This window comes from Kluyvera sp. STS39-E, assembly GCF_040932435.1.
Lineage (GTDB): Bacteria > Pseudomonadota > Gammaproteobacteria > Enterobacterales > Enterobacteriaceae > Kluyvera.
Map to the genome: position 1 here is coordinate 112,258 of NZ_JBFQGA010000005.1, position 21,598 is coordinate 133,855.

At 54.6% G+C, this 21,598-nt stretch carries 19 protein-coding genes; 5 read left to right on the plus strand and 14 right to left on the minus strand.

The features are described 5' to 3' along the window. Nucleotides 1-90 precede the first annotated feature (90 nt). The 6 genes from ugpB to livK form a co-directional block, all read right to left on the minus strand. Nucleotides 91-1,407 carry a sn-glycerol-3-phosphate ABC transporter substrate-binding protein UgpB gene (gene ugpB, locus AB4K05_RS12260; protein WP_368480246.1) on the minus strand — a complete coding sequence of 439 codons (1,317 nt, stop codon included), beginning with the start codon at nt 1,405-1,407 and terminating at the stop codon, nt 91-93. A gap of 298 nt (nt 1,408-1,705) precedes the next feature. Then, a complete protein-coding gene (livF, locus tag AB4K05_RS12265; RefSeq protein ID WP_368480247.1) occupies nt 1,706-2,419 on the minus strand; it encodes a high-affinity branched-chain amino acid ABC transporter ATP-binding protein LivF in 714 nt (237 codons plus the stop codon). 1 nt (nt 2,420) lies between these two features. Continuing rightward, entirely contained in the window at nt 2,421-3,188 is a 768-nt protein-coding gene (gene livG, locus AB4K05_RS12270; RefSeq protein ID WP_368480248.1) for a high-affinity branched-chain amino acid ABC transporter ATP-binding protein LivG, read from the minus strand. Continuing rightward, the gene (locus AB4K05_RS12275; protein WP_368480249.1) at nt 3,185-4,465 is read right to left on the minus strand and encodes a high-affinity branched-chain amino acid ABC transporter permease LivM; all 1,281 of its coding nucleotides are present in this window, start codon (nt 4,463-4,465) and stop codon (nt 3,185-3,187) included. Before AB4K05_RS12275 ends, livG begins: the two co-directional genes overlap by 4 nt. Beyond that, nucleotides 4,462-5,388, minus strand: coding sequence for a high-affinity branched-chain amino acid ABC transporter permease LivH (gene livH, locus AB4K05_RS12280; protein ID WP_368480250.1), 927 nt, complete (start codon nt 5,386-5,388; stop codon nt 4,462-4,464). The genes AB4K05_RS12275 and livH overlap by 4 nt, the downstream gene beginning before the upstream one ends. Before the next feature lie 55 nt (nt 5,389-5,443). Then, nucleotides 5,444-6,553 (minus strand): high-affinity branched-chain amino acid ABC transporter substrate-binding protein LivK, encoded by a 1,110-nt coding sequence (livK, locus tag AB4K05_RS12285; RefSeq protein WP_368480251.1) that lies wholly within the window; start codon nt 6,551-6,553, stop codon nt 5,444-5,446. 442 nt (nt 6,554-6,995) lie between these two features. Here livK and panM point away from each other — a divergent pair, with 442 nt between their 5' ends. Further along, complete coding sequence (gene panM / locus AB4K05_RS12290) at nt 6,996-7,379, plus strand: aspartate 1-decarboxylase autocleavage activator PanM (RefSeq protein ID WP_368480252.1); 384 nt, start codon at nt 6,996-6,998, stop codon at nt 7,377-7,379. Nucleotides 7,380-7,512: 133 nt separating this feature from the next. Here panM and livJ read toward each other — a convergent pair whose 3' ends face one another. The 6 genes from livJ to ftsY all read right to left on the minus strand — a co-directional run bounded on the left by livJ (nt 7,513) and on the right by ftsY (nt 14,987). Then, a complete protein-coding gene (livJ, locus tag AB4K05_RS12295; RefSeq protein WP_368480253.1) occupies nt 7,513-8,616 on the minus strand; it encodes a branched chain amino acid ABC transporter substrate-binding protein LivJ in 1,104 nt (367 codons plus the stop codon). Nucleotides 8,617-8,929: 313 nt separating this feature from the next. After that, nucleotides 8,930-10,195 (minus strand): 4-aminobutyrate--2-oxoglutarate transaminase, encoded by a 1,266-nt coding sequence (locus tag AB4K05_RS12300; protein WP_368480254.1) that lies wholly within the window; start codon nt 10,193-10,195, stop codon nt 8,930-8,932. 278 nt (nt 10,196-10,473) lie between these two features. Further along, nucleotides 10,474-11,328 carry an RNA polymerase sigma factor RpoH gene (gene rpoH / locus AB4K05_RS12305; RefSeq protein WP_368480255.1) on the minus strand — a complete coding sequence of 285 codons (855 nt, stop codon included), beginning with the start codon at nt 11,326-11,328 and terminating at the stop codon, nt 10,474-10,476. Between the two features lie 257 nt (nt 11,329-11,585). Next, nucleotides 11,586-12,644, minus strand: coding sequence for a permease-like cell division protein FtsX (ftsX, locus tag AB4K05_RS12310; protein ID WP_368480256.1), 1,059 nt, complete (start codon nt 12,642-12,644; stop codon nt 11,586-11,588). After that, nucleotides 12,637-13,305, minus strand: coding sequence for a cell division ATP-binding protein FtsE (ftsE, locus tag AB4K05_RS12315; protein WP_368480257.1), 669 nt, complete (start codon nt 13,303-13,305; stop codon nt 12,637-12,639). The genes ftsX and ftsE overlap by 8 nt, the downstream gene beginning before the upstream one ends. 2 nt (nt 13,306-13,307) lie before the next feature. Further along, nucleotides 13,308-14,987, minus strand: coding sequence for a signal recognition particle-docking protein FtsY (gene ftsY, locus AB4K05_RS12320; RefSeq protein WP_368480258.1), 1,680 nt, complete (start codon nt 14,985-14,987; stop codon nt 13,308-13,310). A gap of 179 nt (nt 14,988-15,166) precedes the next feature. On the opposite strand from ftsY, the gene rsmD reads away from it, so the two are divergent. Both rsmD and AB4K05_RS12330 read left to right on the plus strand, forming a co-directional pair. Beyond that, nucleotides 15,167-15,763, plus strand: coding sequence for a 16S rRNA (guanine(966)-N(2))-methyltransferase (gene rsmD, locus AB4K05_RS12325; protein ID WP_368480259.1), 597 nt, complete (start codon nt 15,167-15,169; stop codon nt 15,761-15,763). Next, nucleotides 15,753-16,034, plus strand: a complete 282-nt coding sequence (locus AB4K05_RS12330; RefSeq protein ID WP_368480260.1) for a DUF1145 family protein — start codon at nt 15,753-15,755, stop codon at nt 16,032-16,034. Before rsmD ends, AB4K05_RS12330 begins: the two co-directional genes overlap by 11 nt. A 37-nt stretch (nt 16,035-16,071) precedes the next feature. Here the strand turns inward: AB4K05_RS12330 and AB4K05_RS12335 are convergent, their stop codons facing one another. Next, nucleotides 16,072-16,428 carry a DUF2500 domain-containing protein gene (locus AB4K05_RS12335; RefSeq protein ID WP_368480261.1) on the minus strand — a complete coding sequence of 119 codons (357 nt, stop codon included), beginning with the start codon at nt 16,426-16,428 and terminating at the stop codon, nt 16,072-16,074. Nucleotides 16,429-16,568: 140 nt separating this feature from the next. Here AB4K05_RS12335 and AB4K05_RS12340 point away from each other — a divergent pair, with 140 nt between their 5' ends. Beyond that, nucleotides 16,569-17,195, plus strand: coding sequence for a lysoplasmalogenase (locus tag AB4K05_RS12340; protein ID WP_368480262.1), 627 nt, complete (start codon nt 16,569-16,571; stop codon nt 17,193-17,195). Nucleotides 17,196-17,273: 78 nt separating this feature from the next. Next, a complete protein-coding gene (zntA, locus tag AB4K05_RS12345; protein ID WP_368480263.1) occupies nt 17,274-19,472 on the plus strand; it encodes a Zn(II)/Cd(II)/Pb(II) translocating P-type ATPase ZntA in 2,199 nt (732 codons plus the stop codon). Nucleotides 19,473-19,587: 115 nt separating this feature from the next. Here zntA and AB4K05_RS12350 read toward each other — a convergent pair whose 3' ends face one another. Beyond that, nucleotides 19,588-21,483, minus strand: coding sequence for a bifunctional UDP-sugar hydrolase/5'-nucleotidase (locus AB4K05_RS12350; RefSeq protein WP_368480264.1), 1,896 nt, complete (start codon nt 21,481-21,483; stop codon nt 19,588-19,590). Between the last annotated feature and the right edge of the window lie 115 nt (nt 21,484-21,598).

A 21,598-nucleotide genomic window follows, 5' to 3' on the forward strand; every position in this document is an offset into this window, starting at 1 on the left:
TTCCTGAGCAGTGCCGGATGGCGCTACGCTTATCCGGCCTACATGAACACGTAGGCCGGGTAAGGCGAAGCCACCACCCGGCATTTCACATTAAGACTTGGTCGATTGCTCGAAGCGGCGCAGCAACTGATTCCCGCGCTCAACCGCAGAATCCAGCGCCTGCTGAGGCGTTTTCTTCCCGGTCCACACGCTTTCCAGCTCTTCATCAACGATGGTACGGATCTGCGGCATGTTGCCCAGACGCAGCCCTTTGGTGAACGGCAACGGTGGCTTGTTCAGCATCTGACGAGTGGCAATATCTGCACCTGGGTTCTTGTCATAGAAACCCTGCTGACGCGTCAGATCGTAGGCTGCGGTAGTGATTGGCAGGTAGCCGGTTTTCTGGTGCCATTCGGCAGCAATTTCCGGTTTGGCCAAGAACTCGAGGAATTTCGCTACACCGGTGTAGGTCTCTTTGTCTTTACCCTGCATTACCCACAGGCTTGCCCCGCCGATAATGGCGTTCTGCGGTGCGCCCTTCACGTCGGCATCGTAAGGCATCATGCCCACGCCGTAGTTGAATTTGGCGTACTGGCGAATGTCTGCCAGCGAGCCGGAAGAGGCGGTGGTAATGGCGCAGTCGCCGTTGTAGAACTTCTCGGTGGACTCATCTTTACGGCCAAAGTAGCTGAAATCGCCCTTCTTATTCAGCTCTTCCAGCAGCGCGATGTGTTTCACCTGTTCCGGCTTGTTGAACTCCAGTACCGCGTCGGTGCCGTCGAAGCCGTTATTTTTAGTGGCGACAGGCAGGCCGTGCCAGGCGCTGAAGTTTTCAATCTGGATCCAACCCTGCCAGCCGCTGGCGTAGCCGCACTTCATTCCCGCAGCTTTCAGCTTAGCGGTGTACTCCGCCAGATCCTGCCAGGTTTTTGGCGGCTGATTCGGATCTAAACCGGCTTTTTTGAAGGCGTCTTTGTTGTAGTACAACACCGGCGTGGAGCTGTTAAACGGCTGGGAGAGCAGATGTCCAGTTTTGGAATCGGTGTAGTAACCGGAAACCGTCGGCACAAACTGAGATTCGTCGAACTTGATCCCGGCATCGCTAAACACCTGATAGACCGGCTTAATCGCCTTCGAGGCCATCATCGTCGCGGTGCCGACTTCATACACCTGTAACAGCGCCGGTGCGTTGCCGGTACGGAACGCGGCGATACCTGCGCTGAGGCTCTGTTCGTAGTTGCCTTTGTATACCGGCTGAATCTTGTAATCCGGGTTGGCGGCGTTAAAGCGCTGCGCCAGAGAATCGACCTCTTTACCCAATTCCCCTTCCATTGAATGCCAGAATGGAATGGTGGTGACTGCCATAGCCTGGCCTGCGAATGCCAAACTCATTGCCAATCCTAAAGCTGTATGTCGTAACGATATCATCGGTTATCTCTCTTTTTGTGCCGGGATGCGCGATATCACGCGTTTTATGTTCGCGGGGGTAACATGACATGCTCGAATGACAGAAAAATAACTTTTTTATTACAAAAAAAAGATAGTAAGGCGACAAAGGGATGGCAAGGCGGTGACGGCTGTAAGAAGGGAAAGTGGGAGCTAAGGCACGGATATATACGATACAGATGGTCCGCCGGATGGCGATGCTCATGCATCTTATCCGGCCTACGGGAATGTGTAGGCCAGATAAGTCGTTTACGCCGACGATATGCCGGGTGGCAAAGGGTTATCCGCCGAGGTACGCGCTGCGCACCGCTTCGTTGGCCAGCAACGCATCACCGGTGTCTTCCAGCACGACGTGACCGTTTTCCAGCACGTAGCCACGGTCAGCGAGCTTCAGCGCCTGGTTGGCGTTCTGCTCGACGAGGAAGATGGTCATGCCCTGCTCACGCAGTTGCTCGATGGTGTCAAAGATTTGCTGAATGATAATCGGCGCCAGCCCCAGTGAAGGCTCGTCCAGCAGCAGCAGTCGCGGCTCGCTCATCAGCGCACGGCCAATGGCCAGCATCTGCTGTTCGCCACCGGACATGGTGCCCGCCCGTTGCAAACGACGTTCATGCAGACGCGGGAACAAGTCATAAACCCACTTAATACGTTCCTGGAACTGGTCGCGTTCGGCAAAAAAGCCGCCCATCGCCAAGTTCTCTTCCACCGTCATGCGCGAAAAGACGCGGCGTCCTTCTGGCACGATCGCCACCGCTTCACGCATGATCTTCGCCGTCTGCCAGTCGGTAATGTCTTTATCATCAAAGACAATACGCCCACTGGTCGCGCGTGGATCGCCGCACAGCGTGCCGAGCAGCGTGGTTTTACCCGCCCCGTTCGCCCCAATCAGGGTGACGATTTCCCCCTGATTGATATGCAGACTCACATCATGCAGCGCCTGAATTTTGCCATAGTGGGCGCTGACTTTATCAAACGATAACATCACTTTATCCATTTTATGCCTCACCCAGATAAGCGCGAATAACGTCCGGGTTGTTGCGGATCTCTTCCGGTGTGCCGTTGGCCAACGGTGTGCCCTGATTCACCACATAAATGCGATCGGAAATCCCCATCACCAACTTCATATCGTGCTCAATCAGCAAAATGGTGGTGTTGTGATGATTACGCAGCTCGGCAATCAACTCATCGAGCTCCTTAGTCTCTTTCGGGTTGAGACCTGCCGCCGGTTCATCAAGCATTAGGATTTCCGGCTGTGTCACCATGCAGCGGGCGATTTCCAGACGACGCTGGTCACCGTAAGCCAGGTTACTGGCCTGACGGTTGGCGTGTTCCAGTAGGCCGATGCGCTCAAGCCAAGTGGCAGCACGATCCAGCGCTTCGCTCTGTGCACGCTTGAACGCTGGCGTTTTCAGCAGTCCGGAAAAAACGCCGGTTTTTAGCTGCAGATGCTGTGCGACCAGCAGGTTTTCAATCACCGTCATCTCGCGAAACAAGCGCACGTGCTGGAAAGTACGCACCACGCCCATGCGGGCAATCTGCTGACCCGGCAGCCCTTCCAGATGCTGGTCACGCAGCATAATGGTGCCGCCAGTCGGTTTGTAGAAACCGGTCAGGCAGTTAAAGACCGTGGTTTTGCCGGCTCCGTTCGGGCCAATTAGCGAAACAATTTCCTGAGGATGCAGTTCTAGATCGACGTTATTGACCGCCAGTAGGCCACCAAAACGCATCATCAGGCCGTTAACGGATAATAATGGCTGACTCATGCCTGCTCTCCTTCTTTCGCTTTCCCGCTTTTCATCTTCAGCTGTGGACGGGTCATCGGCAGAAGCCCCTGCGGGCGCCAGATCATCATCAGCACCATCAAACCACCGAGCATCAACATGCTGTACTCGTTGAAATCACGCATCAGCTCACGCGACACCACCAGCAGGATAGCCGCCAAGATCACCGCAAACTGCGACCCCATACCGCCCAGCACCACAATCGCCAGCACAAATGCCGACTCGGCAAAAGTGAACGATTCCGGGCTGACGAAGCCCTGACGGGCGGCGAACAGCGTACCGGCGAATCCGGCAAACGCGGCACTGATGGTGAAGGCAGTCAGCTTGATCCGCGTTGGGCTTAAGCCCAGCGAACGGCAAGCGATTTCATCTTCACGCAGCGCTTCCCACGCGCGGCCCAGTGGCATACGCAGCAGGCGGTTAATCACGAACAGGCTCAGCACTACCAGCAGCAGCGCCACTAGATAGAGGAAAATCACCCGGTCAGAAGGGTCATATTTGACGCCGAAGAAGTTGCTGAAGGTATCCCAGCCGCCTTCACGTGCGCTACGGCTGAACTCCAACCCAAAGAAGGTCGGTTTCGGGATCTGGCTAATACCGTTCGGGCCACCGGTCACTTCGGTGTTGTTCAGCAGCAAAATACGGACAATTTCACCAAAACCTAAGGTCACAATCGCCAGGTAGTCACCGCGCAATCTCAGCACCGGGAAGCCAAGCAGGAAGCCCGCCGCCGCCGAAACCAGCCCCGCCAACGGCAGGCAGGTCCAGAAGCCTAAGCCGTAGTAGTGGTTCAGCAACGCGAAGGTGTAGGCGCCAATTGCATAGAAGCCACCGTAACCCAGCACCAGCAGGCCAGACAGCCCGACCACGACGTTCAGACCCAGACCTAGGATGATGTAAATCATGGTCAGCGTGGCGATATCTACCGTCCCGCGCGAGACCATGAACGGCCACGCTACAGCGATAACCAGCAGTGCTATCAAGAACAGCTTCTGTTTAACGGTTGAGCCATCAATGGCCGGCAGAATAAACTTCGGCCCGGAGACGCTTTTCAACCCTTTCAGGAACAGCGGGCGCAGCATCTGGAAGAGAAACACCACCGCAGTGCCGATATAGATCCACTGCCAGCGGATATCCGCTGCGTTGCCAACAACCAGTTTGGTACCATCAAGCTGCAGCTGAACGCCCATAAAGACGCCCGCCAACACAAAGAACATCGCCGCCGACAGCAGCGCCATCGCAAATTGCATCGGTTTCATACTTTCTCTACCTCCGGGCGACCCAGGATGCCTGTTGGCATCACCAGCAGCACCACGATCAGCAGCGCAAACGACACCACGTCTTTGTATTCAGTACTCAAATACGCCGACGACAGCGCTTCTGCGATACCGAGGATCAGCCCGCCAATCATCGCCCCCGGAATACTGCCGATCCCGCCAAGCACGGCAGCGGTAAAGGCTTTCATCCCGGCCATAAAACCGATGTACGGGTTAATCACACCGTAGAACTGGCCCAGCAGTACGCCAGCCACCGCCGCCATTGCCGCACCGATGACAAAAGTCAGGGCGATAACGCGGTCGGTGTTGATGCCCAGCAAGCTGGCCATTTTCAGGTCTTCCGCGCAGGCGCGACAGGCGCGGCCCATCCGCGAGTAGCGGATAAACAGCGTCAGCGCCAGCATGGCGGCGAAGGTCACAATCCAGATAACCAGCTGCATGGTGGTGATAGAGGCGGAGAAATTCTCGCTCGAACCAACAATCCACTGGCCGTTGAACAGGCTCGGCAGCGCCACGTCACGGGAACCTTCGGTCAGGCTGACGTAGTTTTGCAGGAAGATAGACATACCGATGGCGGAAATCAGCGCAATCAGACGTTTGGAGTTACGCACCGGGCGGTAGGCCACCCGTTCGATACTCCAGCCGTAGGCGCTGGCAATGACGATCGCCCCGACGAACCCTGCGGCCACCAGCAGCCAGCCAGTGTCGATGCCCATCATCATCAGCGCGGCGATGATCATAAAGGAGACATAACTACCGATCATGTACACCTCGCCGTGGGCGAAGTTGATCATGCCGATAATCCCATACACCATGGTGTAACCGATGGCGATCAGTGCGTAGGTGCTTCCCAGCGTAACGCCGTTAAACATCTGCTGCACAAAGTAGAGAAGCTGCTCTGACATAAATTAGCCTTTTGCTACCCCCGCGGATCTACGCCCGTCGGGTGGGAAATGAAGGTTACTTCGCGACCGTTGACGAGCCGTCGGCGTGCCACTGGAAGACCCCGAATTCAAATCCTTTCAGATCGCCCCTTTCATCCCAGGAAAGCGGCCCAATCACGGTTTTAGCCCCGTGGGCTTTCAAATCTTTAATCAGCGCTAGTGGCTCATCGCTACCGGTGCGTTCCAGCGAGGTCGCCAGGGACTGAACGGCAGCATAGGTGATCCACACGTACGGACCGCTTGGATCTTTCTTCTGCGCTTTCAGGGCATTCACGATAGCGCCGTTTGCCGGGTCCTGGTCATAGCGTTTTGGCATAGTAACCAGCATGCCTTCACCGGCATCACCCGCAATGTTCGACAGCGAGGCGTTGCCGACGCCCTCTGGCCCCATAAACTGGGTTTTCAGGCCGACCGCGCGCGCCTGACGCAGCATCTGGCCCATTTCTGGGTAATAGCCGCCGTAGTAAACAAAGTCGATATTCTCTTTTTGCAGACGCGCCAGCAGCGCTGAGAAATCTTTTTCACCGGCAGTAATACCGTCGAAGAAGACGATGTTTGCCTTCGCCGCTTTCAGGCTTTCCTGAACCGAACGTGCCAGCCCTTCACCGTACTGCTGCTTGTCGTGAATAATGGCGATACGCTGCGGTTTCACCTTATTCAGAATATAGTTCGCCGCCGTCGGCCCCTGAGAGGAGTCGAGGCCTGCGGTGCGCATGATGTATTGATAGCCGCGCTGGGTCAGCTCCGGGTTAGTGGCCCCCGGAGAGATCATCAGGATGCCTTCATCTTCATAGATGTCAGAAGCGGGCTGTGTGGAAGAAGAGCACAGGTGGCCGATAACGTATTTAATGCCGTCGTTAACAATTTTGTTGGCAACCGCTACCGCCTGTTTTGGATCACAAGCGTCGTCGTACTCTACGCCGACCAGCTTGTCACCTTTAATACCGCCTTTGGCATTAATGTCTTTAATGGCCTGGCGTGCGCCGTTGAACTCCATGTCACCCCACTGCGCGACCGGGCCGGACATCGCCCCAACCACCGCAACTTTAATATCGGCAGCCATCGCTGCCTGTGACATAGCCAGTGCGACCATCCCTGCAATAACTGTTTTTGTATTCCTTTTCATACTTCGGGACCCCATTCGTGATGTCGTGTTTACACGTCGTTGCGTGTATATATTTTGTAATTCAGCGGTTAAAAAGCATTCTGTACTTTTAATATACAACGCTACTTTTGCCATTATCTTTAATGGGTTAGCGCAGCTTTTTAATCAAAAACAGACTAAATTCTCTATTTTTCAGTCTATTAAGAAGAGATAATATTCTGATTTTCGCTATAGATAAACAAAAAAAAGTCCACTTTACAGCATAAAATAACGACATAATGAGCCGAATAAAACGCTGGATTTCAGGTTAAAATCCTGGTTATTTTTCGATCCATGATGTTTCAAACTGCCTGTTCAGATATCGAAAAATTAATCACCTGTTGAATGAGCCAAAAAGAGCAAGCATCTGGCCGAATAAATTGAGTACACTGACCGCAATTTTTGATCGTTGAGCAAACCACCGATGAAGCTAACCATTATTCGTTTAGAGACTTTTAGCGCCCAGGATCGTATCTGCCTCGGAAAGATCTGGCCGTCTGTTGTTGCCTCCGATCTGCGACTTGATGAAGCACATCGCCTGTATGCCGCCCGTTTCAACGAGCGTCTGCTCGCCGCCGTGCGCATTACGCTGGACGGCAATCAGGGGACGCTGGACGATTTATGTGTACGCGAAATTACCCGTCGCCGCGGCGTGGGTCAGTACTTGGTAGAAGAAGTGATGCGTGATAATCCGCAAATCGCCCGCTGGACGCTCAGCAAATCTGGCGTAGAAGAAAGCCTAGAGATGGCGGCCTTCGCCAAAGCGCTGGGCTTTGCCTCGCAGACCGAAGGCTGGGTTCGCGGGTAACGTATTTCCCGGAGTCGGCATAACCGCCTCGTCCGGGCTATACGCTGTAGGCCTGATAAGCGCAGCGCCATTAGGCGGTGCGGAGCAGATTGCCGGATGACGGCGTATGCCTTATCCGGCCTACATTAGTTTTTTACTTCGCGTCGGTCGCCGTGCCGTTAGCGTGCCAGTTAAAGATACCGAACTCGAAGCCTTTCAGGTCGCCTTTCGCATCCCATGACAGCGGTCCCATCACCGTATCAACGGTGCTCGCTTTCAGGAAGGTGGCAATCTCAGCCGGATCGGATGAGTGGTTCAAACCTGCTTGCAGAGACTGCAGTGCCGCGTAGGTGGTCCACACAAATGCGCCGCTCGGGTCTTGTTTCTTGGCTTTGATAGCATCCACAATCGGTTTGTTAGCTGGAACCTGGTCGTAGTTCTTCGGTTTGGTCACCAGTAAACCTTCTGCAGATTCACCCGCGATGTTAGACAGCGACACGTTCGCCACGCCTTCCGGCCCCATGAACTGAGTTTTCAGACCAGCCGCACGGGCTTGGCGCAGAATCTGCCCCATTTCCGGGTGATAGCCGCCGAAGTAAACGAAGTCGATATTCTCTTTCTTCAAGCGTGCCACCAAGGTGGAGAAGTCTTTTTCACCGGCGGTGATACCGTCAAAGAAGACGACGTTAGCGCCGCCTTTCTTCAGACCGTCCTGCACCGAGCGCGCCAGACCTTCGCCATACTGCTGCTTGTCATGGACGATAGCGATGCGCTGTGGCTTCACTTTCTCGATAATGTATTTTGCCGCCGTTGGGCCTTGGTCAGAGTCGAGGCCGGTGGTACGCAGGATCAGTTTATAACCACGTGCAGTCAGCTCTGGCGCCGTTGCCGCTGGGGTGATCATCAGAATGCCTTCGTCTTCGTAGATATCAGACGCTGGCTGCGTGGAGGAAGAGCACAGGTGACCGATAACGTACTTGATGCCATCATTCACCACTTTGTTAGCAACGGCGACCGCCTGTTTCGGGTCACAAGCATCATCATACTTCACGATTTCCAGCTTATTACCCTTGATGCCGCCCTTGGCGTTAATATCAGAAACCGCTTGTTCTGCACCGCTGAACTCCTGATCACCATACTGCGCAACCGGGCCAGACATCGCACCCACAACAGCAATTTTAATATTTTCTGCTAATGCCATATTGCTGAATGCCAGTGCAATACATCCTGCCAGTAACGCTTTGCCCTTCATATTCATCCTGAGGTTCCCCATTGTTATGGTTATTGCATTTGTTGTGATGTTGTTATTTAGCACATTATTCTTATATATAGCCTCAGCTAAGTATAAGATATTAATATTAAGGGACACTGCTCGTGCTTTTGCAGCATACTCTGCTAGAACATACCCCATTTTTATGGATTTGAAACGCGAAATTTGACGGATTTGTAACGTAAAAATGACAAAAAAAAGCCACTCATCGGAGTGGCCTAGAGCTTGGATGCATCCTCGGTGGTCGGCGGTAGCCGGCAATATCGCCAAGGCTGCCGCTGCCCCCTGAGGAAGGCTCAAACTATTCAGTCAGCGCCCGGCGGATCACTTCCAGCGCCTGCTGGAACTGTTTTTCCGGGATGGTCAGCGGGTAAAGGAAACGGATAACGTTGCCATACACGCCACAGCTCAACAGCAGCACGCCTTCGGCCAGCGCACGTTCCTGAACCAGTTTGGTGAACTCGGGAGACGGCTCACCGGTTTGCGGATCAACAAATTCAACCGCCACCATAGAGCCTAAACCGCGTACATCGGCAATCGCCGGACAGCTCTCGCGCGCCTTATTCAGCACTTCTATCAGATGTTGTCCCAGATGATTAGCTCGCGTGCACAGCGCCTCTTCTTCAATGACATCCAGCACCGCATGTGCTGCTGCAACAGCCAGCGGGTTGCCAGCATAGGTGCCCCCCAGACCGCCTGGGGCCGGGGCGTCCATCACGTCGGCGCGTCCGACAACGCCGGAAAGCGGGAAGCCCCCCGCAAGACTTTTCGCCATGGTAATCAGATCGGGTTTGACGCTATGGTAGTCCATCGCGAACAGCTTACCGGTGCGGGCAAAACCGGTCTGCACTTCGTCGGCAATCAGCAAAATACCGTGGCTATCACACAGCGCACGCAGTCCTTGCATAAAGTCAGCAGGAGCGACGTTAAAGCCGCCTTCACCCTGCACTGGCTCAAGGATAATCGCTGCTACCTGATCGGGGGCGATATCGGCTTTAAAAATATGGGTCAGGCTCTTTAGCGCCATTTCCGTGGTAACGCCGTGAGCGGCATTCGGATAGACACCATGATAGACAGAACCGGGGAACGGACCGAAGCCGATTTTGTACGGCGCAACTTTGCCGGTCAGTGCCATGGTCATAAAGGTGCGACCGTGGAAGCCGCCGCCGAAGGTAATAAGTCCCGGACGTTTGGTGTAGGCGCGAGCAATCTTCACCGCATTTTCCACCGCTTCCGCGCCGGTGCTGAAGAATGCGGTCTTCGCATTTCCGGCAATCGGTGCTGCGGCATTGATACGTTCTGCTAATGATACATAGCTTTCATAGGGCACGATTTGATAGGCGGTGTGGGTGAAAGCCTTCAGTTGATTCTCCACGGCGGCGATCACCTGCGGGTGGCGATGACCGGTGTTCAGCACCGCGATCCCGGCGGCAAAATCAATGTATTCATTGCCCTCAATATCCCACAGAGTGGCGTTTTCCGCGCGTTCAGCGTAGAAACCACACATCACGCCAACGCCGCGCGGCGTCGCCTGTAAACGCCGATGATTCAGTGACTCGTTACTCACGGTAAACCCCCTGCCGATAAAAGACGGAAAAATTCATAGCGCATATTGAGTTTTTGCCATCGTCTGAATTAACGCCAGCGACAAATGAGAAATAAGTAGAGGAAAGCGTGATGACGGTGGGAACGAACTTACTAATGCTAACAGCCGTAGGCCCGATAAGCGCAGCGCCATCGGGCAGTCCGGCGCAGATTGCCGGATGACGGCTACGCCTTATCCGGCCTACAAAACAAAAACCCCCGAATTCACATTCGAGGGTTTATTAGGCTCTTAGCAAAAAATCAGGCTTCGATAGCCGCACGCAATTTTTTCATCGCGTTCTTTTCAAGCTGACGCACACGCTCGGCGGAAACGCCATAGCGGTCGGCCAGTTCTTGCAGCGTAGACTTGTTGTCTTCATCCAACCAGCGGGCGCGAATGATGTCTTGGCTACGTTCGTCCAGACCCTGCATCGCGTCGGTCAGTTTGTTCGCCGCCTGCTCTTCCCAGTTGTCGTCTTCAATGCCGTCGGCAAAGTTGGACGATTTATCCTGCAGATAAAGCACCGGTGCAACGGCATGGCTTTCTGAATCATCGTCAGAAGACATGTCGAATGCCATATCCTGAGCCGACATACGTGATTCCATCTCGCGAACGTCTTTGCTAGACACGCCCAGCTCACGCGCAACCATTTCAACTTCGTCCTGATTAAACCAGCCCAGACGCTGCTTGTTTTTACGCAGGTTAAAGAACAGTTTACGCTGTGCTTTGGTGGTCGCCACTTTGACGATACGCCAGTTACGCAACACGTACTCGTGGATTTCCGCTTTGATCCAATGCACCGCAAAGGACACCAGACGAACGCCCACTTCAGGGTTAAAACGACGCACCGCTTTCATCAGGCCAATGTTGCCTTCCTGAATCAGGTCCGCCTGCGGTAGGCCATAGCCCGAATAATTACGAGCAATATGAACAACAAAGCGCAGGTGTGACAGGATCAGCGTTTTCGCCGCTTCCAGATCGCCCTCATAATGCAGTCGTTCAGCAAGCGCCTTTTCTTCATCAGCCGTCAACATCGGCCATGTGTTCGCAGCCCGGATATAAGATTCCAGGTTACCGACAGGGGCTAACGCTAAATTTCGCATTTCTTTGATCATTCAAATCCTCTCAATTCACTTCATACTGACGAAGGCTTGCCGCTATACGCAACAAACATGCCAGGCTCTATGAGCAACGAGAATAACATCCGCTCTTTTATCAGACAGTGAGTTTATCCACAAGTTCACTGCAACAGAGTGAATAAATTACGCACAAAATGTGACATACGATAGCCGCGAGGGCAGAAAGATGGGGTTTAAAAACGCATCCCCTGCGGACGTGAGTCGTCGCAGGGGGAGAGTATAACAGAACTTTATCAGTCGGGGGTAAAGTGGCGTAAATGTTGGACCGTGGCAAGCCAAGCTGCCACCCAGCCAATCATCGAGCACACCAGCAGCAACAGCAGGCACTCATCAAACGACAGTCCGCTGAGATTAAACTGCGTACCGAACACCTGCGCGACTTCCGTGACCGCCGAGGACAGACGCATCACCAGAATTTCCGACAATATCAGCGACAAAAATGCCCCAGAGAAACCGAGCAAGGCACCGCCGTAAAGGAACGGACGCAGGATAAAGCCATCGGTGGCACCAATCAGTTTCTGCACGTTAATGGTATCGCGACGGGCGAAGATGCTCAGACGTACGCTGTTACCGATCACCAAGAACACCGCGGCTACCATCAGCACGCCAATCATCGCCGACACGCGCCCAACCAGCCCGGTAATGGAGGCCAAGCGGGAGAACCAGCTGTCATCCATGCGCACTTCATTCACGCCCTGAATCTGCGCCACGCGGTCTCGCAGCGTGTTTAAAGCATCGGTGGTCTGGAAGTCGATTTTGGGGATCACCACCGCTACGGCGGGCAGCGGGTTCTCTTCCAGCATATCCAGCGCGCCGCCAAAGCCCGACCAGTTGCGGAACTCGCCCAACGCTTCATCACGGGAAAGGTAGTTCACCTTATCCACGCCCTGCTCGGCTTGCAGTTGCCCAACCACCTTCGCAGCGGCATCGTCATCCAGCGTTTTTTCCAGATAGACGGTGATTTGCGGCGATGGATAGTACTGCGACGCCGCCGTATTGACGTTTTTATAGACCATATAGCAAACGCTCGGCAGCGTCAGGGAGATAGCAATAACCATCACCGTCAGAAAAGTTGCCAGAGGTTTACTTTTTAGATCCTGCACCGCACCCTGCCAAGCGTAACGAACCTGTTCATTAAACACGTTGGTTTTACGCGAGTTCGGCTTCGGTGCCGGTTTACCCCGTTTCGGCGCATTACGCCCAGCGTCGCCAGACGCTGAGACCGACTTGCGGAAACGATCGAGGCGACCGCCAAACTGGCGAATTTGATTCATTGCATCACGCTTATTCACCCGTCAAGCCTCCATGCAAGTGACCGTCGCTCAGCGTCAGCATGCGGTATGAACGACGAGAGATGAGATTGATATCGTGAGTCGCCATCAGCACCGTGACGCCCACACGGTTAAACTCTTCGAACAGGCGCAGAATGCCTTCAGACAGCGCATCATCGAGGTTACCGGTCGGTTCATCCGCCAACAGCACAGCGGGTTTATTCACCACCGCACGGGCAATCCCCACGCGCTGCTGTTCACCGCCGGAGAGCTGAATCGGCAGATTTTTCGCTTTATCGAGCAGGCCTACTTTATCCAGCGCCGCAGAGACACGACGGCGAATATCGTCGTAGCTCGCCCCCGCGATGATCAGCGGAATAGCCACGTTATCAAACACGGTGCGGTCCATCAGCAAATGGTGATCCTGAAAAATCATACCGATCTGGCGACGCAGGAACGGCACCTCACGGTTCTTCAGACGGCTGATATCGTGGCCGCTGAATAAAATTTTCCCGGCACTTGGCCGCTCAATCCCGCAGATAAGCTTCAGCAAGGTACTTTTCCCTGCACCAGAATGGCCGGTCAGGAATGCCATCTCGCCTGGCTGCAGGTGAAAAGTCACCCCCTGCAGCGCTTGTCTCCCGCCGAGATAGGCCTTGCTGACGTGTTCAAAGCGAATCATGATTAATCCTCTCGGGCAAAAAGTGCCTCAATAAAATCGCCCGCTTTAAACGGACGTAAGTCCTCAATACGTTCGCCGACGCCGATATAACGAATCGGGATGCCGAACTGATCTGCCACGGAGAAAATCACCCCGCCTTTGGCAGTTCCGTCGAGTTTGGTCAGCGTGATGCCGGTCAGGCCCACCGCTTCATGGAACAGTTTGGCCTGGCTGATGGCATTTTGCCCGGTGCTGGCGTCAATCGTCAGCATCACTTCATGCGGCGCGTCAACGTCAAGCTTCTTCATCACACGGACGATTTTCTTCAGCTCTTCCATCAAGTGCGACTTGTTCTGCAAGCGCCCGGCGGTATCGGCAATCAGCACATCAACGTTGCGCGCTTTTGCCGCCTGAATGGCATCAAAAATTACCGAAGCGGAGTCCGCGCCGGTGTGCTGGGCAATCACCGGAATATTGTTGCGTTCCCCCCAAACTTGAAGCTGCTCAACCGCCGCCGCACGGAAGGTATCTCCCGCCGCCAGCATGACCGTTTTACCCTGCTGCTCGAACTGACGCGCCAGCTTGCCGATGGTGGTGGTTTTACCCACACCGTTCACGCCGACCATCAGAATAACGAAGGGAGTTTTGCCTTCAACATTAAGCGGCTCGTCCACTTTTGCGAGGATTTCACCCATTTCATCTTTCAGCAAACCATACAGCGCTTCAGCATCTTTAAGCTGTTTACGGCTGGCTGTATCGGTCAGGCTGGTGATAATTTTACGGGTGGTCTCCACGCCAACGTCGGCAATCAGCAGCTGCTCTTCCAGCTCTTCAAACAGATCATCGTCGATTTTCTTGCCACGGAACAGACTGATAAATCCGGAACCGAGGTTTTCTTTAGTTTTTAACAGGCTGCGCTTTAAGCGCGCAAAGAAACCTTCTTTCGTCGGTTTTTCCTGCTCTTGCTGCGCGACGGGTTCTTCATCCACCGTGTCTTCGGCAACAGGCTCTTCGTCCTGCGGCTCCTGCGCGAGCGCCAGAGCCTCTAACTCTTCGTCGGTCAGCTCGGCTTCAGCGTCGTCAGCTTTGGCAGGCTCTGCTTCTGCGTCGGCAATCTCTTCAACGGCAGGCGAAATCACCTCAACAACCGGCAGCTCTTCCACCAACACTGGCGCAATTTCTTCCGCAACCGCTGGCTCTTCAACGAATTCAGGGGCGTTGTCTTCAACCACTGGCAGATCTTCCACCAGCACTGGTACAACTTCTTCGGCAACCACCGATTCTTCAACGGCGTCAGGGATGTTGTCTTCAACCACTGGCAGATCTTCCACCAGCACTGGCGCTGTCTCTTCGGCAATCGCTGGCTCTTCAACAGCGACAGGGGCGCTGTCTTCAGCGACCGGCAGTTCATCAACCACAACTGGGGCAACATCTTCCGCAACCGGCTGCGCTTTCTCACTTTCAGCAACCTGTTCGCTGACCTCAACCACATCAGCGGCAAAAACTTCACTCTCTTCAACGGAGTGCGGAGCGGACGCGTCTTCTTCAACAACGGTTTGTTCGACCGGCGTTTCAGGTGTAACAATCGGCTCTTCTACTGCCGACTGCTGTTCAATTTTTTCTTCTGATTCAACAACCTGATCCTGTTCTTTTTGACCAAAGCCCAGCCAGGAAAAAAAACCACGTTTTTTCTCTTTTGCCATTTGCGACCACACTCCCCGCTGATAATTGATGGCGCCACTTCGCCACAATCGACGCGAAGGCTAAAATAATGATGAAATTAGTTGCTTAGTCTACCACTTAACTTCCCTGGCTTCACCGCTTTCACCCGGCAGAGCAGATCGCTAGAATAGCAGGCTGAAAGAGCGATCAGAGCGAGAAAATGAAAAAACCAACCTCCGGCGGCAGTGGCCAGATCCGTATTATTGGCGGACAGTGGCGCGGCCGTAAACTTCCTGTCCCCGACAGCCCAGGGCTTCGCCCCACCACCGACCGCGTGCGTGAAACCCTTTTTAACTGGCTGGCGCCGACCATGGTCGATGCTCGCTGCTTGGACTGCTTCGCCGGAAGCGGGGCGTTAGGGCTGGAAGCGCTTTCTCGCTACGCCGCCAGCGCGACGCTTTTGGAAATGGAGCGCCATGTCGCCCAACAGTTGCAAAAAAACCTCGCCACGCTAAAAGCGCCACACGGCAAGGTGGTGAATACCAACACCCTGACCTACCTTAACCAAGGAGGTACGCCGCACGATGTGGTGTTTGTTGATCCGCCATTTCGTAAAGGGCTGCTGGAAGAGACGTTAAATCTACTGGAAGTGAACGGCTGGCTGGCGGATAGCGCGCTTATCTACGTCGAAAGCGAAGTGGAAAATGGCCTGCCACCAGTGCCTGCCAGTTGGGATCTGTACCGGGAAAAAATCGCCGGCCAGGTGGCTTATCGCCTCTATCATCGTGAAGTGCAGGGAGAAAAGGATGCTGATTAATCTGGGTCGTTTGTTGATGCTCGGCGTATGGGTTTTTTTAGTGCTGAATCTTATCCAGCCGTTCCCGCGTCCGCTCAATATCTTCGTCAATGTTGCGCTGGTCTTTATGGTGCTGATGCACGGAATGCAGATGGCGCTGTTGCAATCCACGATGCCAAAAGATGGCCCGCAGATGAGCTTCGGTGAAAAGGTGCGTATCTTCCTCTTTGGTGTGTTTGAGCTCTTGGTGTGGCAAAAGAAAACGGCCGCCGCCCTGAAAAAGAAGAAGTAATTATTCCGGCCTGGTTTTCTTGCCAGGCCATCCTTCGCTACTCAGCCTTAAAATCGACAAAACGCGAGCCTTTGTAACTCAGCATCCCCTTATCTCCTACCGTCAACTGATGATACTGCTCGGCTTCCACGCGGAAGCTCACCTCCAGCCCGCCCTGCTCAGGCTTAAAGCTCACGTCATAGCGCATCTCGCTGCCCGCGGGCGTAACAGTCTGCTGACGTGAACGGCGGTCGTTGAGGACTTTTTCACGCTTATTGCTGACCACCGCCCGCTTTTGCATCAACGGCGCGGCGTCGTTATCCATTTTTTCCCGGCGCTGCTGAACGTAGCGAAACGACGCGGCAATAACGATAATGGCCACCACAACCACGAAAAACAGAGGCATCTTGCTCATTTCAGGTTCTCATAAGAATTTACGCAAATCATAGTAAACGACGCATCCAACCATTGTCATCTGGTCGTCCACACTACTACACTGGACATTCAGGGCTGGTAATACAGCACCTATTAAGATAACAGATACAGGGACTTAATATGCTTTGGTCGTTTATCGCTGTTGTATTCTCCGGGTGGCTTTATGTTGATGCCTCCTACCGTGGCCCCACTTGGCAACGCTGGGTGTTCAAGCCTATTACCTTAATCTTACTGTTGCTGCTCGCTTGGCAGGCGCCAATGTTTAACGCCATCAGCTATTTAGTGCTGGCTGGCCTTTGCGCTTCGCTGGTCGGCGATGCGTTAACTCTGTTGCCGCGTGAACGTACGCTGTACGCCGTTGGCGCATTCTTCCTCTCACACCTGCTCTATACCATCTGGTTTGCCGGACAGCTAACCTTCACCTTCTTCTGGCCGCTGCCGGTGATATTACTGGTGATTGGCGCGCTGCTGCTGGCGGTCATCTGGACGCGTTTAGAAGAACTGCGCCTGCCGGTGCTGGCGTTTGTTGGCATGACGCTGGTGATGGTTTGGGTGGCGGGCGAACTGTGGTTCCTGCGCCCGACCGATACCGCGATGTCCGGTTTCTTCGGCGCTGCGCTGCTGCTGCTCGGCAACATCGTGTGGTTGGGTAGTCATTATCGCCGCCGTTTCCGCGCCGACACCGCCATTTACGCGGCCTGTTACTTTGCCGGGCACTTCTTTATCGTTCGCGCCCTTTATTTGTAATTTCTCGCTTGACTCTGGAGTCGACTCCAGAGTGTATGCTGCGCTTAATGAATCAACGATCATTAACCGGAGGATACGATGTCGACTCCAGAGACGCATGACAAAAAAGCCCCTCAATTCTCCTCATTCAAGCTCGCTCCGGCTGTGCAAGCGCAGGACGATTGCTGCTGCGATAGCCAGTGCGCCACCGTTCAAGCACCGGTAGAAAGCACGCTTGAAGCACGCTACAGCTGGGTGGTTAGCGGCATGGACTGCGCTGCCTGCGCCCGTAAAGTGGAAAATGCGGCACGCCAGGTCGCTGGCGTGAAGCAGGCTAAAGTCCTCTTCGCCACGGAAAAATTGCTGGTTGATGCCGACGATGACGTGCGCGCAGCCATTGAAAAAGCGGTCAGCGCCGCCGGCTATCAGCTGCGCGACGAGAACCACGCCGCTCCAGAAGCCGACGCCTCTCGCCTACGCGAGAACCTGCCGTTAATTGCGCTTGTCGTGATGATGGTCATCAGTTGGGGGCTGGAGCAGTTCAACCATCCATTCGGCAATTTGGCATTTATTGTCACCACACTCGTGGGGCTGTTCCCCGTGGCTCGCCAGTCGCTGCGCCTGATAAAGAACGGCAGCTGGTTTGCCATTGAAACGCTGATGAGCGTGGCCGCCATCGGCGCGCTGTTTATCGGCGCCACCGCAGAAGCGGCGATGGTGTTGCTGCTGTTTTTAATCGGCGAACGACTCGAAGGCTGGGCCGCCAATCGCGCGCGTCAGGGCGTAAGCGCGCTGATGGCGCTGAAGCCTGATACCGCCGTGCGGGTTCGAGACGGTCAGCGTGAAACCGTGGCGCAAAAAGATCTGCAGCCCGGTGATGTCATAGAAGTCGCCGCCGGTGGGCGTCTGCCAGCCGATGGTAAGCTGATTACAGCGTTCGCCAGCTTCGATGAAAGCGCGTTAACCGGCGAGTCGATTCCCGTTGAGCGCAATGCGGGTGAAAGCGTTCCGGCCGGTGCGACCAGCGCCGACCGCTTAGTGCAATTAAGCGTGATATCTCAAGCGGGCGACAGCGCCATCGACCGGATTTTACGCCTGATAGAAGAAGCCGAAGAACGTCGTGCGCCTATCGAGCGCTTTATCGACCGCTTCAGCCGCATTTACACACCGGTGATTATGGCGGTTGCGCTGCTGGTCGCGCTGTTGCCACCGCTGCTGCTGTCGGCATCCTGGGAAGAGTGGATCTACAAAGGGCTGACGCTGCTGCTCATTGGCTGCCCATGTGCGCTAGTGATTTCCACACCCGCGGCGATCACCTCAGGGCTTGCCACCGCGGCGCGCCACGGCGCGTTGATTAAAGGCGGCGCGGCGCTGGAACAGCTGGGACGTATCACGCAGATGGCCTTTGATAAAACCGGCACCTTGACGCTAGGTAAACCTCAGGTGACGGCAGTTATCCCTACAGCCGAGCTCGATGAAGCAACATTGCTGGCAATGGCCGCCGCCGTTGAGCAAGGTTCAACTCACCCGTTGGCACAGGCGGTGGTTCGCGAAGCACAACAGCGCAACCTCACGATTCCTCAGGCTCAGGCGCAGCGTACGCTGGTTGGTTCGGGCATTGAGGCGAGCGTCGACGGCCAGCGCATCGTTATCTGTGCGGCGGGTAAATTCCCGGCCGAAGCGCAGCAGGCACAAATCCAACAGCTGGAAAATCAGGGAAATACCGTGGTACTCGTCACTCGTGATGAAACGCTGCTGGGGATTCTCGCGCTACGCGATACGGTGCGTCAGGAGGCGCGTCAAGCGGTTGATGGCCTGCGTGAACTGGGCATTCAGGGCATTATTTTGACCGGCGATAACCCTCGCGCCGCTGCCGCCATTGCCGACGAGCTAGGCATGGCGTTCCGCGCAGGCCTGTTGCCCGCTGATAAGGTGAAAGAGGTCACCGCGCTGAACGCGCAAGGGCCGCTGGCCATGGTCGGTGACGGTATCAACGATGCCCCAGCCATGAAAGCGGCGGCAATGGGGATTGCGATGGGCAGCGGCACCGATGTGGCGCTGGAAACCGCCGATGCGGCGCTCACCCACAACCGCCTAACCGGGCTGGTACAAATAATCCGCCTAGCGCGCGCCACGCACGCCAACGTCCGACAGAACATCGCTATCGCGCTGGGATTGAAGGGGATTTTCCTTGTTACGACCCTGCTGGGGATGACCGGATTGTGGCTGGCGGTGCTAGCGGATACTGGTGCAACGGTGTTGGTGACGCTCAACGCGCTACGGCTGCTGCGGAAATAGTCGTTCAACCCTTGTGCCGGGTGGCGGCTGCGCCTTACCCGGCCTACGGAGCATGTCGACGCATGACAGTCCCGTAGGCCTAATAAGCGCAGCGCCATCAGGCAGTCGGTTTCGCTCAAGCCTGATTAATCGCCTCGAGAATCACCAGTTGGTCACTCACCCATTTTTTCGCCGCTGGCGAAGCAGCAGCCAGCTCCGCCTGTAGCGCTGCTTGTTTTTGCTGTTTTGCCTGCGGGTCTTTAAACATCAACCCCTTCACATTGAACGACGCCACGTTGCTGTAGCGCCCATCTTCGCTAGTCGGAACGCTGATTTTGCCTTCATTCAGCAGTTTTTCGACGATTTTACGCTCACGATCGTAGCCTTCCAGCCCTACCAGTTGCCAGCGTTGCACAGCCTGCCCTTGATACTGGCCTTTTTTCACTTCCGTCAGATAACGAATAGTCAGGTTGCGAATCGTCCCCGCCTCTTCGCCATATTCCGCCTTGCTGTCCGACAGCACCGGGAACTGCATCCCTTCCAGCGCACCGCCTTTTTGCGTCAGGTGTCCCATGCGGTAGCTATTCATCCCAAGGCGAATCGGCGTACTGTCGGTGACCGGCGTCCCATCGATCATTTTCAGATCGCGAATGCGCTGCCCAGTCGGCTGACGCAGGTCGATTTTGTAGGTCACGCCGTCGAAGAAGTCATTGGTTGAATATTTGGAAGCCCGGCGCTGAGGGTTAAAACTGTAGGTCACGTCACCGTCATGCAGCTGATTGAAATAGCCTGCAGACCACTCCATGTACTTTTTCAACTCTTTGCCGGTCAACTGATAGACGGTGATCTCACCGCCCGCATACTGATAGTTGAAAGCGATATCTTTCGCCGTAATGGTGCCGACGTTTAATTTAGGACGGTCGTTATCGATTTGCAGAGCGATGACCTGCGCTTTCGGCGCGTAGTGACGGCTCGCTTCCTGATACAGTTTACTGATGCCGGTATCCTGAATATGTACCTGTGGAATGCCCTTCACCGCATCTGGCGGAACCAAATCCTGACCACTGAGCTGCGCAATCGGGCGGTTGGCGTTAGCGCGTAAAATCTTGTGATACGGCTGATACACTTCTTCGAGCTTCTTATCTGAAGCCATACCTTTAATCGAATAGGTGTAGCTGTCTTTATTGATTAACACATACTTGCCGTTGTGCTGCTCAAACTGCAGATCGATGCGTGACAGCGCGCGGCCATACTTGTCCGGTTCGGTGACAATCACGCCGTTTATCACCTCTTTATCGACCTTGACGTGCATATGCCCGGCCACAATCGCTGCCAGTTCAGGGTTGGCGCGCGCGATATCGCCGACGCCGGTACCCGGCCGCTGGTTTTCGTTATCGATGCCCATATGCGCCACCAGCACAATGGCATCCACCTGCCCCTGGATTTGCTGGATGGTCTGCTTCACCGCGCCAACCGGATCGGTAAAGTTCAGCCCTTTGACGCGATCCGTTCCTTTAGCAAACTCAGCGGTCATCGGCGTATCCATGCCGATAATGCCGATTTTCACCCCTTGCCGTTCGATAATTTTAAACGCGGGCAAATAGGGCTTCCCGCTGTCCCACAGAATATTGCCGGCCAGCGCCGTGCCTTTAAACTGATTGAGCGAGGTCGATAGCGATTTCAAGCCGAAGTCGAATTCGTGGTTGCCCATAACCCAGACGTCATAATCCAGAGCATTAAAACCGAGGATCATCGGGCTGGTTTTGTCGTTTTTGAAGGTTTCGACAAAGTTGCCCTGAATGGTATCGCCTGCGTCGACCAGAATAACGTTGGGCTGTTCTTTTCGGACCTGCCGCACCTGGGTCGCAATCTGGCTCAGGCTGCCCGCCAGATTTTCGGTATCCGTCGAGTAGTCCCACGGGACAAACGTGCCGTGGAGATCGGAGGTGCCGAGGATAGTGATATTGACGGGTTCAGCCATCGCCGCAGAGGTACCCAAGCAAAGCAAAAGCGCAAGAATGGATTTTTTCATTTTTATTTGATGTGCCGGAAGGGAAGGAGGGGAAATTATGCGATTCACATCAATAAATTGGCTAGCAGCTTTACAGGTTAGACATTGAAACTGAGAGATAGCTCAAGATTAGCCA

Coding starts and splice junctions, on each gene's coding strand:
- ugpB (WP_368480246.1), bottom strand. CDS start 1,407: ATGATATCGTTACGACATACAGCTTTAGGATTGGCAATGAGTTTGGCA.
- livF (WP_368480247.1), bottom strand. CDS start 2,419: ATGGATAAAGTGATGTTATCGTTTGATAAAGTCAGCGCCCACTATGGC.
- livG (WP_368480248.1), bottom strand. CDS start 3,188: ATGAGTCAGCCATTATTATCCGTTAACGGCCTGATGATGCGTTTTGGT.
- AB4K05_RS12275 (WP_368480249.1), bottom strand. CDS start 4,465: ATGAAACCGATGCAATTTGCGATGGCGCTGCTGTCGGCGGCGATGTTC.
- livH (WP_368480250.1), bottom strand. CDS start 5,388: ATGTCAGAGCAGCTTCTCTACTTTGTGCAGCAGATGTTTAACGGCGTT.
- livK (WP_368480251.1), bottom strand. CDS start 6,553: ATGAAAAGGAATACAAAAACAGTTATTGCAGGGATGGTCGCACTGGCT.
- panM (WP_368480252.1), top strand. CDS start 6,996: ATGAAGCTAACCATTATTCGTTTAGAGACTTTTAGCGCCCAGGATCGT.
- livJ (WP_368480253.1), bottom strand. CDS start 8,616: ATGAATATGAAGGGCAAAGCGTTACTGGCAGGATGTATTGCACTGGCA.
- rpoH (WP_368480255.1), bottom strand. CDS start 11,328: ATGATCAAAGAAATGCGAAATTTAGCGTTAGCCCCTGTCGGTAACCTG.
- ftsE (WP_368480257.1), bottom strand. CDS start 13,305: ATGATTCGCTTTGAACACGTCAGCAAGGCCTATCTCGGCGGGAGACAA.
- ftsY (WP_368480258.1), bottom strand. CDS start 14,987: ATGGCAAAAGAGAAAAAACGTGGTTTTTTTTCCTGGCTGGGCTTTGGT.
- rsmD (WP_368480259.1), top strand. CDS start 15,167: ATGAAAAAACCAACCTCCGGCGGCAGTGGCCAGATCCGTATTATTGGC.
- AB4K05_RS12330 (WP_368480260.1), top strand. CDS start 15,753: ATGCTGATTAATCTGGGTCGTTTGTTGATGCTCGGCGTATGGGTTTTT.
- AB4K05_RS12335 (WP_368480261.1), bottom strand. CDS start 16,428: ATGAGCAAGATGCCTCTGTTTTTCGTGGTTGTGGTGGCCATTATCGTT.
- AB4K05_RS12340 (WP_368480262.1), top strand. CDS start 16,569: ATGCTTTGGTCGTTTATCGCTGTTGTATTCTCCGGGTGGCTTTATGTT.
- zntA (WP_368480263.1), top strand. CDS start 17,274: ATGTCGACTCCAGAGACGCATGACAAAAAAGCCCCTCAATTCTCCTCA.
- AB4K05_RS12350 (WP_368480264.1), bottom strand. CDS start 21,483: ATGAAAAAATCCATTCTTGCGCTTTTGCTTTGCTTGGGTACCTCTGCG.